Raw genomic sequence first — 14,893 nt, forward strand, 5'->3', positions numbered from 1 at the left:
CGAACGAGGAAAGTAACGACATGTCCATCATCACCACTGATCTGGTCGCTCTCGACGTCGACGCCGGCGGAGACAAGGAGGCCGTCATCGGCCTGCTCGCCGACCGTCTCGCCACCGCAGGCCGCGCCACCGACCGCGACGGGCTGGTCGCCGCTGCGATGGCGCGCGAAGCACAGTCGGCCACCGGACTGCCCGGCGGCATCGCGATCCCCCACTGTCGCTCGCCCCACGTCGACGAGGCCACCATCGGGTTCGCCCGGCTCTCGCCGCCGGTCGACTTCGGCGCGCCCGACGGTCCCGCCGATCTCGCGTTCCTCATCGCCGCGCCGCAGGCAGGCGGGTCCGAGCACATGAAGCTGCTGTCGAGCCTGGCTAGGGCCTTGGTACGCAAGGACTTCGTGGCGTCGCTGCGCAACGCGTCGTCCGACGACGAGATCGTCGAGCTCGTCGAAGGGGTGGTCAACCCGGCGCCCGCCACGGCCGCGCCTTCTTCGCCTCCGGCCCCTGCCGCGGCGAAGACGTTGGTCGCCATCACCGCGTGCCCGACCGGCATTGCGCATACCTACATGGCGGCCGACTCACTGGCCGCCGCTGCCAAGGAAGCCGGCGTCACGATGCACGTCGAGACGCAGGGCTCGTCGGGGAGCACCCCGCTGTCGGCCGACGTCATCGCGGCTGCCGACGCCGTCATCTTCGCCACCGACGTGGGCGTCAAGGACCGGCAGCGCTTCGCGGGCAAGCCGGTCATCGCCTCCGGCGTCAAGCGCGCGATCAACGAGCCCGCCAAGATGGTCGCCGAAGCCGTTGCGGCGTCCGACAATCCGAACGCCGCTCGCGTCGAGGGTGGTGCCGGTGCGCCGGCTGCCGCTGCGCCGTCCGGGGACGTTGGCTGGGGTACCCGTACGCGGCAGATCCTGCTCACCGGCGTCAGCTACATGATTCCGTTCGTCGCCGCCGGCGGCCTGCTCATCGCGCTGGGGTTCCTGCTGGCCGGCTACGACATCGCCAACACTCCCGACGGTGCGACCAAGAGCCTCGGCAACATCATCGCGGCAGGCAACTCGCTGACCAACCTGCCGAGCGGCGGGTTGAGCCAGTATCTCGGCGCGGTGCTGTTCACCCTTGGCGGACTGGCGTTTTCGTTCCTGGTACCGGCGCTCGCCGGCTACATATCGTTCGCCATCGCCGACCGGCCGGGAATCGCACCGGGCTTCACGGCGGGTGCCGTCGCGGTGTTCGTCGGCGGCGGGTTCATCGGCGGCATCGTCGGTGGTCTGATCGCCGGGTTCACCGCGTTGTGGATCAGCCGGATCGACGTCCCGCGCTGGCTGCGCGGCCTGATGCCCGTGGTGATCATCCCGCTGGTCGCCTCGCTGGTCGTCGGCCTGCTGATGTTCCTGTTGCTCGGTCGTCCGTTGGCGGCGATCACATCGGGCCTCACCAACTGGCTCGGCGGTCTGTCCGGCAGTTCGGTGATCATCCTCGGCATAATCCTTGGTCTGATGATGTGCTTCGACCTCGGCGGGCCGGTCAACAAGGCGGCCTACGCCTTCGCCACCGCGGGACTCAACGTCGCCGACCCGGCGTCGCTGCGGATCATGGCGGCCGTGATGGCCGCGGGCATGGTGCCGCCGCTCGCGATGGCACTGGCGTCCGCGGTGCGGCCGGGCCTGTTCACCGAGCCGGAGCGCGAAAACGGCCGCGCCGCTTGGCTGTTGGGTGCGTCGTTCATCTCCGAGGGTGCCATCCCGTTCGCCGCGGCGGACCCGCTGCGGGTGATCCCCTCGATGATGTTCGGCGGTGCCATCACCGGTGCGTTGATCATGGCGTTCGGTGTGACGCTCAAAGCGCCGCACGGCGGGATCTTCGTGTTCTTCGCCATCGGGCACCTGATCTGGTTCCTGGTTGCGCTGGCGGTGGGCACGGCCGCCGGTGCGGTGGCGGTCGTGGCCGCCAAGCAGTTCGCCAAGGCCAAGGTCGACGTCGACGACTCCCCCGCTCTGACCACCGTCTGATCCCCTCACCAATTACAAGGAGACTCCACATGCCCACCAAGACCGTCATCGTCGGTTCCTCGATCGGCCTGCACGCCCGCCCCGCCGCGATCATCGCCGAAGCCGTCACCAACGCGGGCGCCGAGGTCACCCTGTGCGTCGACGGCGGTGAGCCGGTGGACGCCGGCTCGGCGCTGATGATCATGACCCTCGGCGCCGGAAACGGAGCCCAGGTGACTGTGTTCTCGGAGGACCAGGCCGCGCTCGACACGGTGGCGGAGCTGGTTCAGCAGGACCTCGACGCCTGAGTTGAAAGTCGTTGGCGCTCCCCTGAAATCAGCGTCAGGCCGACCGCACAGACAGCCATAGACTCAGACGAGTGAGCGACAACGTCGGCGAACGACCACGCCCGATCCACACCGATACGTGGAAGGCTGCGACCTGGGCTGTACCCTTCACCGTCCAGCTCGTGGTCGCCGCCGCGATCGGCGTCTCCTGGCTGCAGTGGAGAGCTGGCGCCGGTATCGAGAATCTCGTCTCGTTCCTGGCCTCGGTCGCGGTCACCGCGCTCGTCGCGGCAGTGACCGGTGTTGCGCTGCTGCGAGCACGGGAATCACGTACCCGCGGGATCGGACTGAGCCTCGTAGGCTGTTCGGCGATCGTGCTCCTGGCCGGCCTCGTGGTCGGCTGGGTGCTGTACACGGGTTGAGATCCGAAGATGGCTGAGCTCAAAGGCATTCAGACCCCTGAGCCGCACAGTGCGGCCGGCTTCATTGCGGCGGCGGTCAGCGTCTTCATCGGCACCGTCGCCGCGTGGATGTCCTTCCCGTACGCCGCCCTCTACGTCCTCTTCGTACCAATCATCGTCGTCGACGTGATCGCCGCGGCCGTCCTGATAACACGGCCCGGTACCGCTGGACAGATCGGCCGCGGGCTGCTCATCGGGCTGATCTCGGTGCCTCTATCGGCCCCGGTGATCTGGGGTTGCTATCTGATCGGCTCCTAGACCGCCGCCCGGCCTGCTTTAGAGCAGGCCGGGCGGCGTCGTTCGCGGGTAATTCTCAACTGAGGGTGTTGCACGCCCACGAATCGACGTAACCACCTGGCATGCGACGCTTGGCGTCGGCGATGGCGGCCGATAAGGTGCGGCCATAGCCACCCTGCCAAGCATCCCCGTCGTATACCACTGCGCCGCAGTCTTTGAAGCTGGACAGGGTCTTGCAACTGGAGTACCCGCAGTAGTCCAGCGCGGTTTGTTCGGCCTCCGACCGCGACGGGTAGTTCCACACGGAAGCGCCGGCACCATTCGGGGCGTACGCGATGGCGCCGTAATACAACGCGGCGTCTGCGTCGGGAGCGCCGGCCACGCTGATGGTGGCGGCGGTGAGTGCAGCGGCGGCGGCTACAGCCGCGCGCTGAGAGAAAGCGGTCACCTTCATGACTAGATCCTTTTCTGGGCGCCGAGCCGGCGCACCGAAGATGTGAACGATGTTGGGGATGAAGAGAATTTGGTCAGGGAGTGGGAAGCGGCGGCTTGGTAGCGGTGACCTGCTTGCCGAAATCCGACAGCGTCATGACCAGCTTGGTGTCGGGGACCGGATCGATTTGGGCCCGTACGAGATAGTGCGGCTCACTGTCGGAGATCCATACCGTCATCGGGACGGTGCGCTCCTTCTCCGGGGCCTTCTTTGCGCCGGCCAATTCGGCGACATCGTTGGTGGACGCCGTTCCGGTGATCTTGGTGGTCTTGGTGCCGTTGATGTCTTCAGAGCCAGCGGTCTTGGGGTCCTTGAGCTTCGACAGGGCGTTGGCCAAACCCTTCTGCGGGTCGAGGAGGACCGACAGGTTGTAGATCGACGAACCAGGTCCGTAGTCGGTGAAGGTGCCGGGCTCGGCGATGTCGGAGTAGAGGCTGCCGTCGACGAAGATGAGCTTGGCGTCCTGGGTTTCCTGACCCATCTGGATGCTGGCGGTCCCGGTGGCTACCACGGCGGGCTTGGATGCGACGTCGGCCTCGAGTTTCGTGACCTTGAGGTTGGGGACGTTGCCCTCGGCGGTGACCTCGAAGTGGGCGCTGGTGAGGTTCTTCATCGCGTCTGAGGACTGCTGAATCAGGGTGCTGGCGTCGGCGCCGCTGGATGATGTGTCTGAACTCGACGAGCAGCCCGTCAGGGCGATCGCCGCTGCTGCGGTGAGCGCCAACGCTGCACCGAATCGAAGCCTCATACACACACTCACTTTCTGTTAGCCAGCACCCGGCTGTCCCCGGTGCCTCGGTCGCGTCACACATTAAACGTTCAGCTGTGGCGTCCGCAGACACATCTCGTGGCCACAGTGCGACTCGCGTCGTAGGCGATTCATCGCGCAATGCGCACACACAGAGCCGATTTGGGTCAGGTGATCTTGTCGGTGATCTGTTTGGCGATGTCGTCGGCCTGCTGGCCACCCGTCGCCGTGCACGTCGCCACGTCGATGACGACGTTGGAATCGGTGGTCAACACGTGCTGGCAGGACCGCCCGGGCTCGGTGAAGGTGACTGTGAGCCGGCCTTCGACGGATTCGGGCTCACCCACGGTGATCGTGTGGGGAGGGCCCCCGCCGGTAAGCGTTACCGAGATGCCGGCGCAGGCCCTCCATTCGTTGATCTGCGTGTCCTGCACTGAGGCTGCAGCTTCCACGCTCGGGAAGCTGGTGACGAACTGGGTGACGGTGATGTTTGGATCACTTGGGCCTGACAAGTCGGAGCCCGCCGTCGCGGTGAAGTCCGTCCCCAGGTAGGCCGCGGTGTTGCCGGCCTCCGCGGCGCTGGCACAGTTCGCAGGTGCGGAACTCGTCGTGCGGTGGGCCGTCGACGGGGCAGGTGTGAGACCCGACATGGCGGGTTCTTGCATCACCGAACTCACCGCGCTGGCATCCAACAGGAGGCCGCTCAGCTGGTCGGGCCGCACCGCCTGCTGCGGTGGCGCCGCACCCTGGGTAGGCATGCCCGCCATTGGTGAATTCGCCGCAGGATCGCGGGTTCCGCCGCCGCGGGTGAGCACCGACAGGCCCGCGACGAACGCGGCTACCAGCACCAGAACCAGCACCGCGCCGGCCGCCTTGGAAGCGCCGCGGCGGGCACCCCCGCCGACCGCGGTGTCGGGAGGCAGGCGCAGTCGTCGCCACACCACCACGGCGGCAACGATTCCCAGCAGCAGCAGCACACCCATGTCGAGGGACCACCACTTCAGGGCGTGGCGCCACAGCGGGTCGTCGACCGTTATCAGGGGGGCGACCTTGAGCAGATCGACCGTCGACGCCGACGCCGCGAAGCCCCATCGCGCAGGAAGGAACCACGACGCCTGCTCGAGTCCTATACGCGCGGTGACGGGGATAAGTCCGCCGGAGAACACGATGCTCAGCATGATGACGACGACGAGCATGGGAAGGATCTGCTCATTGGAGCGAGCGAGCGAGGACCACAGCAGTCCGAAGACCGCCGACACGATGGCCGTCAGCGCGAGGGTGGCGTACAGGTCGTATACCGGGTTGCCCAGAGCGAGGGCGCCCTGGGTGGGTCCGCCCTTGCCGTAGACCACGATGGCGGTGACGACAGCGGTTTGAAGCGCCGCAAATCCGCTGTAGACGGCAATCTTTGACGCCAGATAGGCACCCGACGACAACCCGACCGACTGCTCACGTTGAAAGATGGTGCGCTCACCGACGAGGTCGCGAATCGTCAACGCAGTGCCCATGAAGACGGCTGCGATGTTGGCGAGAATGAGCAGCTGGGTCGGTTCGTTGGGCGCGCCGCTGGCAGTGGTCGCGACGCCGAGACCCACCTTGCCGGGCACCACCAGCGATAGTGCTCCGAGGACGAAGGGCAGCAGCACGAGGAAGGCGGTGTAGCCGCGGTCGGCGAAGATAAGCCGAATCTGCCTGCGGGCCAACGTCAGCATCTGGCGGCCGGTGCTGGTGTGGGCCGGTTCGCCAAGGGGCCCGGCCGGTGCGGTCGGTGCCGCCGGCTGGGCAGCGCTGGGATTGCGGGCTAGGAAAGCGGCGTGGGCATCGTCGGGTTGGGTGGACACCCACGCGAAGATGTCGGCCCAGTCGGTGGTGCGCATCGCATCGCCGATCCCCGCGGGCGAGCCGGCGTAGGCGGTTTTGCCGCCGGGCGCCAGCAGCAGAACCTGGTCGCACATGTTCAGATGCGTGAGCGAGTGGGTGACGACGACGACGGTCCGGCCTGCGTCGGCTAGTCGGCGGAGCATCGACATGACCTGGCGGTCGAGCGCCGGATCCAGACCCGACGTCGGCTCGTCGAGGATCAGCAGCGACGGCCCGGTCAACAGCTCCAAGGCCACCGAGGCGCGTTTGCGTTGCCCGCCAGACAATTTGTCGACCCGCTTGTTGCGGTGCTCGGTCAGCTCGAGTTCGCCGAGCACGCGGTCGACCACCGCACGACGGTCGGACCTGCTTGTGTCCGGTGGCAGCCGCAGCTGCGCGGCGTAGGACAGCGCCTGGTCGACGCTGAGTTGGCGGTGCACGACGTCGTCTTGGGGAACCATGCCGATGCGCGAGCGCATGGACGCGTACGTGGCATGCACGTCGTGCCCGTCGAACGTCACCTGCCCAGACGTGGGTTGGGCGGCTCCGCCGAGCAGCTTGATCAGTGTCGACTTTCCAGCACCGGAGGGACCGATCACCGCGGTGAGTGTTCCGGGCCGAGCCGTGAAGGACACGTTGGTCAGCAGCTGGTGGCCGTCGATGGCGAGACCGAGCTGGTGCGCCTGTACGCCGCCCGTCGTCTCCGTTGCCGCCCGCAGCGCCAAGGAGGTTCCGCCGGTGAATACGAGGTCGGTGTTGCCGATCGTGATGACGTCGCCGACTCGTAGCGTGACCGCGTTGATGCGGACCCCGTTGACGAAAGTGCCGTTGCCGCTGGCATTGTCGAACAGCTGGGTACCCGTAGGCGAGGCGACCAGATAGGCGTGCGTACGGGACGCCAGCGAGTCGTCGATGCGTACGGTCGACGTGGAATGCCGTCCGATGGTGACGGCCGCGGGCGGCGGCGAAGGTGGACGTTGCGGCAGAACCCTTTTGACGGCTCCCGTCATGCGTGCGATCACGTCGGCTTCGGTCTCGGTTGCCGTACGGGGAGACGGGAGCGGGGCGGACGGCGCCGGCGGCCGTGGCGGCGGGGCAGCAGGCCCCGACGCCGGTCGCGGAACCGCGGATGGGCGCTGTGGCGGTGGAGGCGTCGGCCGATGTGGCTGCGGCGGTCGCTGCACCGGCGGCGGCGCGGTCCGCTGCTGCGGTGATGCGGGTCGTGGGACAGGCGGAACCGACTGTCTTCCGGGTGGCGGCGACGTGGGCGGACCCGGACGCGGTGGCGCGATGCTCGAAACGTGGAGTTGCTGGGTGGTGATCTGGAATGTGAGCGCCGGCCCGTCGGGAGCGCCGAGATGGATTCGTACGTCATCGTCGATCGGCACGGTGCTCACGCGCTTGCCGTCGACGTAGATGCCGTTGCGGCTCTTGTCGATGGCGACCCATTGTTGACCGTCGGCGTGCAGCACCATGTGGACCCGGGAAATCGCCTTGGCGGCGACGTCCACGCGAATGTGACGTTGCCGATCCTGGCCGGGCCGGTTGCTGTCACGCCCCACGGTGATGTCGGGACCGGGGGCGAACGCAAACATCGACTCCCCGAGGCGCACCACCAGTGGCGGAGCCATAGCCCGGGTCACGGCAGCTCCCGTCGACCAGGTGTTCCGATGATGACCGCCGGAAACGCGGCAGCGGGGGAACCCACCATGACCCTCCTATGCTCCTGCACGTCCAAGTAGGGACTGTATCGGCAGCGCCTCATAAGCGGCTTCAGCCGTTTGGTCAGGAATCGAGTCCCTGCCCCGTTCACGGCATCGTTGGATTGCGGTCGACTGGGCCGAGAACGCGCACGCGTTCGTCAGCGGCAGCCACGCATGCTCAGTGGCTCGAAACCAGCTTCTATGCAACCACACTCATCCTCCCCGGATAGGACACCCAACCGCCGCGCTCCCGGGCCGGGACGGGCGGTCCCGCGGGCGCATCGGCCATCAGCGATACCGCGGCGCACCGCCTTGCGAAGTCGTGTAAGTCGGAGGGGCCACAGCTAGGTACTGTTATCGCGAACATTCAGGGGAGTAGACAATGACACGTTGGTCCGGCGGTGGGCCCAATTCCGGTGGTGATCCTGGCCGTGAGGAGGACGGGGAGGCCACCGAAGTGCGGCCCGCGACGCCACCGGCGACCGGCGGCGGTTGGCAGCCGCCGCACGCTGTGCCAGGTAAGGGTGACTGGGGAACGCCGCCGCCGGCGCCGCCGCAGCGGCCCCCATACGGGCAGGGCCCGGTGGCATCCGGTTATCCGAGTCCGGGGTACGGACAAGCTCCGCCGCCGCCCGGGTACCCGGGCGGGCCCGCAACCGGTGACTTGTCCGGCCATTTGCAGCGCGCTGGCTACGGACAACCGCCACCGCCACCGTATGGACAGGCTGGAGGACAGGGTCCGAAGCGCGGCCGCAAACCGCTCATCCTCAGCGTGATCGCCGGCTTGGCAGTGCTGGTCGTAATCGGCATCGTGTTGACCTTCACTGTGTTCGGTGGAGGCACCGACAGCGGCAACGGTTCGGCCGGTGACGTCGTGAAGGGCTACCTGGAGGCGCTGTCACGGGGGGACGCCGAAGCCGCACTCTCGTACTCCGACGACCAGCCCGGGACCAAGGATCTGCTCACCGATGACATCCTGAAGAAGCAGATCGCCGAGTGGCCGATCACCGATATCCGCATCCTCAACGACGACAGTGCTGCCGCAGTAATCGGGATGGCGCAGGTCCATGTGACGGCCACCTTCGGAACGAAAACCTCCGATGCCACACTGTCTTTGAAGAAGAACGGCGACAAGTGGCGGCTCGACGCGGCGGCGATCAAACTGAATGCGGCGCCCGGCGGCTCATCGAACGCAGCAGCTCAAACGTTGACCGTGTTCGACAAACCGGCTGACGAAGGTAGCCTCTACGTCTTCCCGGGCTACCTCGATGTCGGCAGCACCAACAAATACCTGGACGTGAAGACCAAGGATCCGCTGCTCTTGGAGCAGCTTTCCTCCTACTCGAGCCCCTGGCTACAACCCGAGATCACGCTCAACAGTGCGGGCACCAAAGCCATCATGGGCGAGCTGGACGATGATCTAGCCGCCTGCCGGCAGTCGCACAGCGCCTCACCGCCGGCCCCGTGCCCGGTAAAGCTGCTCGATATCTACGATGTGTCCTCGGTGACTTGGGGGGCGGCTGACACCAGCCAGGTCAAGGTCCAGAACTTCAGCGAGTACCAGCTGGAGGCATCGCTGTACGGCGAAATCACCATGGACGTAACGACCGATCTAAAGGCAGGGCAGATCACCCCCTTCATCAGCGCCACAGCGGATTTGAGTCATACTCCCCCAACGCTGACCTACAACTAGCGGGCGCTTTATCGCGTGGGGGCTCCGGCGGGAGTGAGTAGGCGGCCGTAGACACGCGCGATCACGTCGAGCATCTCGACGACGTCATCGCCGTCAAGGGCTGCGGCGGTTGCCAATTGATCCTTGAGTGCAGCCAGGCGGCGCAGCATCGGTTGGGCACGGACGGCGAATGCGGGATCCGCGACTGGTGGAAGATCCGCGATCGCGCCGTCGATGCTCGCGAGCGCCACGGTGGCCGAATCGACCAGAAGGGCCCGCCGCAGAGCGGGTGTGATCACATCAGTGATCTCGCCATGGGGCTGTCCGAGGCGGATTTCGTCCAGGGCGCCCGTTGGCCAGGCCAAGGCCATTTCGAGCGCGGAGCGACTCGCGGGGTCGGGCCACACGTGCCCCCGCGTCAATCCGGCCAGCACTTCAGACTCGATGCCGACGTGCTGGCAGAGTTCGCGTGGAGAGAGTCCCAGTTCCTCGTATCGTTCGACAACGGCCTGACCGGCGCGCTGTATGTCGGGCTCGGGTGGGTCGGCAGCGTCCGTGTCAGACGCGTGTTCGACGGCGATGTAGTGAAATGTGATTGGGATTCCGTCGGGGTCACCGAGGTGCACGGTCATGCCGTCGGTGATGGGTGTCTCGTACTGAATCCGGTGCCCCTGCAGGTACACGCCATTCCGGCTGTCGTAGTCAACGAGGTCCCAATGGGACCCGGGCACGAGCCGCACGTGCAGGCGGGAGACGCCGGCGTGGTCTACCCGGATGTGGGATGGCGGGACTTCCCGGCCGATGATGAATTCGCCGTCCGCTGCGCGTCGGATCACCGTCTGACCGTTCACGCAGACCATTAGGTCCTGGCTGCCGCGACGGTCGTGAGACGCAGTGTCCATGACTTTCTCCTATCTGCGCACCGGAAGCGCCTGCGAGCAGCAGTCGTAGCACCGCGGCGCGTTCGTCGACTTGAATCGTAGCGACGTACGCAGCGATACCGCAAGCCTTGCCGTATCACTGCGATGGATTACCGGCAGTGCTGCGAGGTCCCGCACGCTCCAACTCGCGGGTACAACACGCTGAGGGCCAGCTTGGCCCAGTATATGTGCAGGTCGCGCGGTTCTATCCGCCGAATCTGGTCGACACGCAAACTCCGACAGCGGTACGTCTTGCGCTACGACTCTCGCTATGTTTATAGTCGTAGCACCGCAACAGCAGCCCACTCGAAAGGTCAGTCGATGAGCATCACCTCCCGCCAGAAGAAGGCCCCCGCTCTCGTCCTGCGCCAGGCGCCGGTCGCCACCCGCCCGACGGTCGTACGACTGGCCACGGCCAGCGTGCTCGCCGGCATGGCCATCGCCGCGAGCGCGGGCACCGCCGCCGCCGCGCCTGCCGCACCGCTTCCGACGTTCACCGGAACGTCGAGCTTGGAGGCTCTGCTGCTCAACGGCCGCGAGGCGGGCAGCCTGCTCGGTGCGCGCCGCCTCGTCGAGACGAAGTCGGGAAATCGGCTCTCGGGCGGGACCATTGAGCCCTCCGAGTGCACCGGGGCGTACGCCCCGTACGCGGCTGCCGCCTACACCGACACCGACGTCGAGGACGTCGCGTTCAGTGTCGTCTCGGACGGCACGGACGCAAACCTGATCGTCTCCGAGGCCGTCGTGCAACTCGCGGACAAGCGGGAGGCGCTCGCCCACATGAAGGCGACGGCCAACGCATGGGCCGACTGCAAGGGCATGACTATTACCTCGGGCGAGGGCCAGGACTGGGTTCTCGGCACGCCGTGGATCAACGAGGACCGCACCATCGTGACCCTCAGCCAAACCGCCGCCAACGGCGCCGGCACTTGTGAGCGCGCGATCGCTTCGTACCGCGACATCTTCATCGACGTGATGTCCTGCTCGTCAGGTCGCGCCGAGGGACAGGCCGCAAAGATCACGCAGGCGATCGCCGACAAGGCCGACGACCAGTGGGCATGAGCCCGTCCAGCACGCACTCCACTACCCACAGATAGGGCGAAACATCATGACCACCAACACTCTTACGACGCATTTGGCTGCCCCTCCGTGCAGCGCCGACCCGGACCTCTTCTTCGCAGGCCATACCGAGCGTGAAGACGGAGGCATGGGCGGCCCCACGTTGGCGATGATGCAGCGCGCCTCGCAGCAATCCGAGACCGCACGCACCGCTTGCTTGCTTCGTTGCCCACTCGCGCAACAGCGCTCGTGCGCCCGTCGGGCGCTGGACATGGAGGCCGTCTACGGCGTCTGGGCTGGCGTGCAGCTGCCGGGCGAGCACCCGCGCAAGGTTCCCGTGCTCGAGGCGCAGCGCGAGATTCTGCGGGGCATCGCCGACGGGTCCATCGATCCGCGGACTCACCCGAGTAACGCCAAAATCATGGGCACGGCGGTCAACGCCGGCACACCCGCCTCGATGATCCCTCGGACGGCGCACACGCCTCGCCAGCAGGAATCCTCGACCGCGGCCACTGCCTAACCGCCTTCAACTCCGCGACACGCAATTCACCATCCGCATCACTCGCAAAGCCCTTCACGAAAGGACTCAACGAAATGTCTTATCCGTCCCCACAATCCGGATGGCAGCCCAACCCGTACGAACACCTCGCACCACCTCATGGTTATGGACCGCAGACACCGATGCCGCCCTACGGCTATGGATACCCGGCACCCCAACCGAAGAAGAGCACCCACGGCGTGCTGATTGCCGTCATCGGCGGTGCAATCGTGCTCGCGTTCATGGTGTTCGTCGCGCCCCTCATCTTCATCGGCAACATGTCCAGTGATGTCAACGAGATGATCAGCAATTCCTCGGGCGTAAACACCGAGCAGATCCTTGAGAACGAGGTCGACGTGACGTTCGGCGCCTTCACCAAAGACACGAAGTACACGAGCCTGACAACCGGCAAACTGCCTGTGACAGTGCATAACAAGGGCAGCGAGCGGGCCACCTTCAGCATTCAGATCGAGGCGGTCGACTCCGACGGCAATCGCATCGCGGAGGACACCGCCTACGTCCAGAACCTCGGGGCCGGCCAGTCCGTCACCGAAGAGGCGTTCACGTTGTCCGACGACTACTACAAGCTCAAGGGCGCGACGTTCAGGGTCGCTGGAGTCAGCAAGTACTGACGCTACAAGCGCCACAACCCCTACGCACCAACCCATTCCGGCATTCCATACAGAAGAGGACTAATCATGTCGATGCTCTACCTTGCACAGACCGCGGCCGACGCCCATCCCGGACGGGCCGTCGGGGCCCTCACCGGCCAAGTCTTGATCATCGGTCTCATCGTGTTCGGGCTGGTCAAGCTGTTCACCCGCAAGCGACGGAACACATTGCCGACGCCACCTCCGAACTACTACCCCGCCCCGCCGCCCTACCAGGGCAATTACTGGCCGCAGCAGGGCTGGCCACATTCTGCTCCGCAGTACGGACCAGGAAGCCCTGGGGCCTGGCCGCCACCGCCACACCCGCCGACCCGGGCTCGCTAGAGCCATCGCTCGTCGCTCAGATCACTGACCGAATTCCCACCACGTAAGGCAGGCTTACATCCGATGAGCACGCACGACGATGACCGCGACGCCGAGATGACCACCGACTGGCCGGGCACACAACCTGGGCCCGAAGACGACGGTGAGGCCACCACGGTAGTGCCGAGAACACCGCATCCGGGCACACCGCCGCCGATGAGCCCGCCCCCGTCGGCCGCGCCGGCTCCGCCGATGGCACCGCCACAAGCCGGGACGTGGAACCCCCAATGGCAGAACACGCCTGGCGCCGGGCCGCCTCCCGGCGGTGGATGGATGCCGCCGACTGGCCCGGGCCAATACCCACCGAACTATCTGCCCGCGCCCGCAACACCGCCGCGCGGTCGGCGGTGGGGGCTGATCGCCGCCGGGCTCCTCGCCGTGGTCGTGATCGCCGTTGCCGCCACGGTTTTCGTCATGCGAGGCGGCGACTCGTCGACACCGACGGCCACACCGTCGTTGACTCCCACTACCACGGCCGGCGCGTCGTCTTCCGCGCCGAGCACCACCACCACGGCGCTGGCCCCAGTTGTGATCGATCCAACGCAGCTCAAAGGCCTACTGGCGTCGGTTCCCGAGATTGGCCAGCTCGCCGACAACGCCGTGATGACGGCCGTGTTCACTATCGACGCGCCGCTCTTGGGCACCACAGTCGACCCCTTCAGGTGCGGCGGTGCGGTCACTGCTGCAAATAGCATCGTGTACCAGGGCTCGGCGTACACCGGGTTCGCCGCCCAGGTGCTCAGCAACGCCGCTAGCGATTTCAAGGTAACCCAGTCAGTCGCCTCGTTCACCAGCGACACCGCCGCACAGGAGTTCGTCGATCGGCAGTTCGACGACTGGCAGACCTGCGAGTCCACGAACGCCACGCTCAACCAACACCGCGTGACCCAACCCGACGGGACGACCACCGGCAGCGAGACTCAAGAAGCCACCACCGGCAGCACCGCCGTCGTCGACGGCACCAACTCCATCCTCTTCTTCGGGCCCAGCCGCGAATGCCAGCACGCCATGACACCCCGCAAGAACGTCGTCGTCGACGTGCGGATCTGCGCAGCATCGGTCTCCAGCACGGCATCGACGTTGGCACGCGACATCGGTGAGAAGATCACCGCGCAACGATGACCGGGGCGGTAAGGCCGTCTCCACTTGCTGCACCCGAATCACCGCTCGCCGCTCAGTCAGGTGAATCGCCGAAATCGACCAACTGCCAGGTCAGTTCGTCTTCCCAACCCGCCGTTGAGGTAGCCCAATTCCACAGAACCCGCTGGGCAAGTTGCCTATCCCCGGTCGTCGCGCGAAAGTGTTCCTGCGGGCCGCCACGGCGATGTTCGATCACGACGTCCTCGCCGACCGTGAACTTTGACTGGATGTAGTGCTGGTCGCCGTGCTGGATGACGAGCCACGACCATCGGTGGTCCGGGCGATCGAACAGAGCGGCCAAGAGCCGTTCGCTTAGATAGGGCACCTTGGTGCCGTCGCCCAACTCGACGTTCACTGCGATGTGGTCGCGAGGATCGTAGAGGCGATCCCGCTGAGGGTCGTAGAGAGCGAAACCGAAGTCGCGAGTCATCCTCAGCAATTCAGTGGTGTTGTGCGCGACCGAATGCCACGACGTCCCCACTACGGCGCCCCGGGCGTCGGCGTCACAATCGGCCGTCAAGATGCAATCGTCCTCACGGGCATCGAACCCATACCGGCGGCGAAGTTCCACAACGAACGCTTCGACGTCTCTGCGCGCCGGCTGCTGAACCTGCTCACACATCGCCACATGTAGCCGAGCCGCGTCCTCGATCGAGGTGGCCAGATCGACTGGGATAACTGCGAAGTCGTAACTCACGCTGTCAACGCTGCCACGCCGTGCCGAACGACGTCAGCTGGTTGGACTTC

At 66.2% G+C, this 14,893-nt stretch carries 16 protein-coding genes and 1 pseudogene; 11 read left to right on the top strand and 6 right to left on the bottom strand.

What is annotated here, in order from left to right; all coding sequences use genetic code 11:
- Nucleotides 1-20 precede the first annotated feature (20 nt).
- The 4 genes from N536_RS0102315 (at nucleotide 21) to N536_RS37205 (ending at nucleotide 3,000) form a co-directional block, all read left to right on the top strand.
- Nucleotides 21-2,015, top strand: a complete 1,995-nt coding sequence (locus tag N536_RS0102315) for a fructose-specific PTS transporter subunit EIIC (protein ID WP_029112131.1) — start codon at nucleotides 21-23, stop codon at nucleotides 2,013-2,015.
- A gap of 29 nt (nucleotides 2,016-2,044) precedes the next feature.
- The gene (locus N536_RS0102320) at nucleotides 2,045-2,302 is read left to right on the top strand and encodes an HPr family phosphocarrier protein (protein WP_029112132.1); all 258 of its coding nucleotides are present in this window, start codon (nucleotides 2,045-2,047) and stop codon (nucleotides 2,300-2,302) included.
- A 71-nt stretch (nucleotides 2,303-2,373) separates the two neighbouring features.
- The gene (locus N536_RS37200) at nucleotides 2,374-2,703 is read left to right on the top strand and encodes a hypothetical protein (protein ID WP_036434999.1); all 330 of its coding nucleotides are present in this window, start codon (nucleotides 2,374-2,376) and stop codon (nucleotides 2,701-2,703) included.
- A gap of 9 nt (nucleotides 2,704-2,712) precedes the next feature.
- Nucleotides 2,713-3,000 (top strand): hypothetical protein, encoded by a 288-nt coding sequence (locus tag N536_RS37205; protein WP_051574173.1) that lies wholly within the window; start codon nucleotides 2,713-2,715, stop codon nucleotides 2,998-3,000.
- 55 nt (nucleotides 3,001-3,055) lie between these two features.
- Here N536_RS37205 and N536_RS0102335 read toward each other — a convergent pair whose 3' ends face one another.
- The 4 genes and pseudogenes from N536_RS0102335 to N536_RS37210 form a co-directional block, all read right to left on the bottom strand.
- A complete protein-coding gene (locus N536_RS0102335; RefSeq protein ID WP_029112133.1) occupies nucleotides 3,056-3,433 on the bottom strand; it encodes a DUF4189 domain-containing protein in 378 nt (125 codons plus the stop codon).
- Nucleotides 3,434-3,506: 73 nt separating this feature from the next.
- Nucleotides 3,507-4,220, bottom strand: a complete 714-nt coding sequence (locus tag N536_RS0102340) for an LppX_LprAFG lipoprotein (RefSeq protein ID WP_036435001.1) — start codon at nucleotides 4,218-4,220, stop codon at nucleotides 3,507-3,509.
- A gap of 167 nt (nucleotides 4,221-4,387) precedes the next feature.
- Nucleotides 4,388-4,987, bottom strand: coding sequence for a sensor domain-containing protein (locus tag N536_RS43460; protein ID WP_369798374.1), 600 nt, complete (start codon nucleotides 4,985-4,987; stop codon nucleotides 4,388-4,390).
- 153 nt (nucleotides 4,988-5,140) lie between these two features.
- Nucleotides 5,141-7,723: pseudogene (locus N536_RS37210) on the bottom strand (ATP-binding cassette domain-containing protein); the annotation flags it as partial.
- A gap of 832 nt (nucleotides 7,724-8,555) precedes the next feature.
- Between N536_RS37210 and N536_RS37215 the strand changes: the two are divergent.
- Nucleotides 8,556-9,476 (top strand): DUF4878 domain-containing protein, encoded by a 921-nt coding sequence (locus tag N536_RS37215; RefSeq protein ID WP_051574175.1) that lies wholly within the window; start codon nucleotides 8,556-8,558, stop codon nucleotides 9,474-9,476.
- An 8-nt stretch (nucleotides 9,477-9,484) separates the two neighbouring features.
- Here N536_RS37215 and N536_RS0102355 read toward each other — a convergent pair whose 3' ends face one another.
- Nucleotides 9,485-10,357, bottom strand: coding sequence for an FHA domain-containing protein (locus N536_RS0102355; protein WP_081809007.1), 873 nt, complete (start codon nucleotides 10,355-10,357; stop codon nucleotides 9,485-9,487).
- Nucleotides 10,358-10,696: 339 nt separating this feature from the next.
- Between N536_RS0102355 and N536_RS0102360 the strand changes: the two genes are divergently transcribed.
- The 5 genes from N536_RS0102360 to N536_RS0102380 all read left to right on the top strand — a co-directional run bounded on the left by N536_RS0102360 (nucleotide 10,697) and on the right by N536_RS0102380 (nucleotide 14,128).
- Nucleotides 10,697-11,437 (top strand): sensor domain-containing protein, encoded by a 741-nt coding sequence (locus N536_RS0102360; RefSeq protein ID WP_029112137.1) that lies wholly within the window; start codon nucleotides 10,697-10,699, stop codon nucleotides 11,435-11,437.
- A gap of 46 nt (nucleotides 11,438-11,483) precedes the next feature.
- On the top strand, nucleotides 11,484-11,954 hold the full coding sequence (locus tag N536_RS37220) for a WhiB family transcriptional regulator (RefSeq protein ID WP_064751505.1): 471 nt from the start codon (nucleotides 11,484-11,486) through the stop codon (nucleotides 11,952-11,954).
- 74 nt (nucleotides 11,955-12,028) lie between these two features.
- Nucleotides 12,029-12,604, top strand: coding sequence for an FxLYD domain-containing protein (locus tag N536_RS0102370; protein ID WP_155948378.1), 576 nt, complete (start codon nucleotides 12,029-12,031; stop codon nucleotides 12,602-12,604).
- A 66-nt stretch (nucleotides 12,605-12,670) separates the two neighbouring features.
- Nucleotides 12,671-12,967, top strand: coding sequence for a hypothetical protein (locus tag N536_RS37225; RefSeq protein ID WP_036435003.1), 297 nt, complete (start codon nucleotides 12,671-12,673; stop codon nucleotides 12,965-12,967).
- A 63-nt stretch (nucleotides 12,968-13,030) separates the two neighbouring features.
- A complete protein-coding gene (locus N536_RS0102380; RefSeq protein WP_029112139.1) occupies nucleotides 13,031-14,128 on the top strand; it encodes a sensor domain-containing protein in 1,098 nt (365 codons plus the stop codon).
- Nucleotides 14,129-14,180: 52 nt separating this feature from the next.
- On the opposite strand, the gene N536_RS41995 is transcribed toward N536_RS0102380, so the two are convergent.
- Nucleotides 14,181-14,501, bottom strand: a complete 321-nt coding sequence (locus N536_RS41995; protein ID WP_155948379.1) for a hypothetical protein — start codon at nucleotides 14,499-14,501, stop codon at nucleotides 14,181-14,183.
- Nucleotides 14,502-14,609: 108 nt separating this feature from the next.
- Between N536_RS41995 and N536_RS42000 the strand changes: the two genes are divergently transcribed.
- Nucleotides 14,610-14,780, top strand: a complete 171-nt coding sequence (locus tag N536_RS42000; RefSeq protein ID WP_155948380.1) for a hypothetical protein — start codon at nucleotides 14,610-14,612, stop codon at nucleotides 14,778-14,780.
- The last annotated feature ends 113 nt before the right edge of the window (nucleotides 14,781-14,893 follow it).

Origin of the sequence: Mycobacterium sp. URHB0044, assembly GCF_000620625.1 — a bacterium.
Lineage (GTDB): Bacteria > Actinomycetota > Actinomycetes > Mycobacteriales > Mycobacteriaceae > Mycobacterium.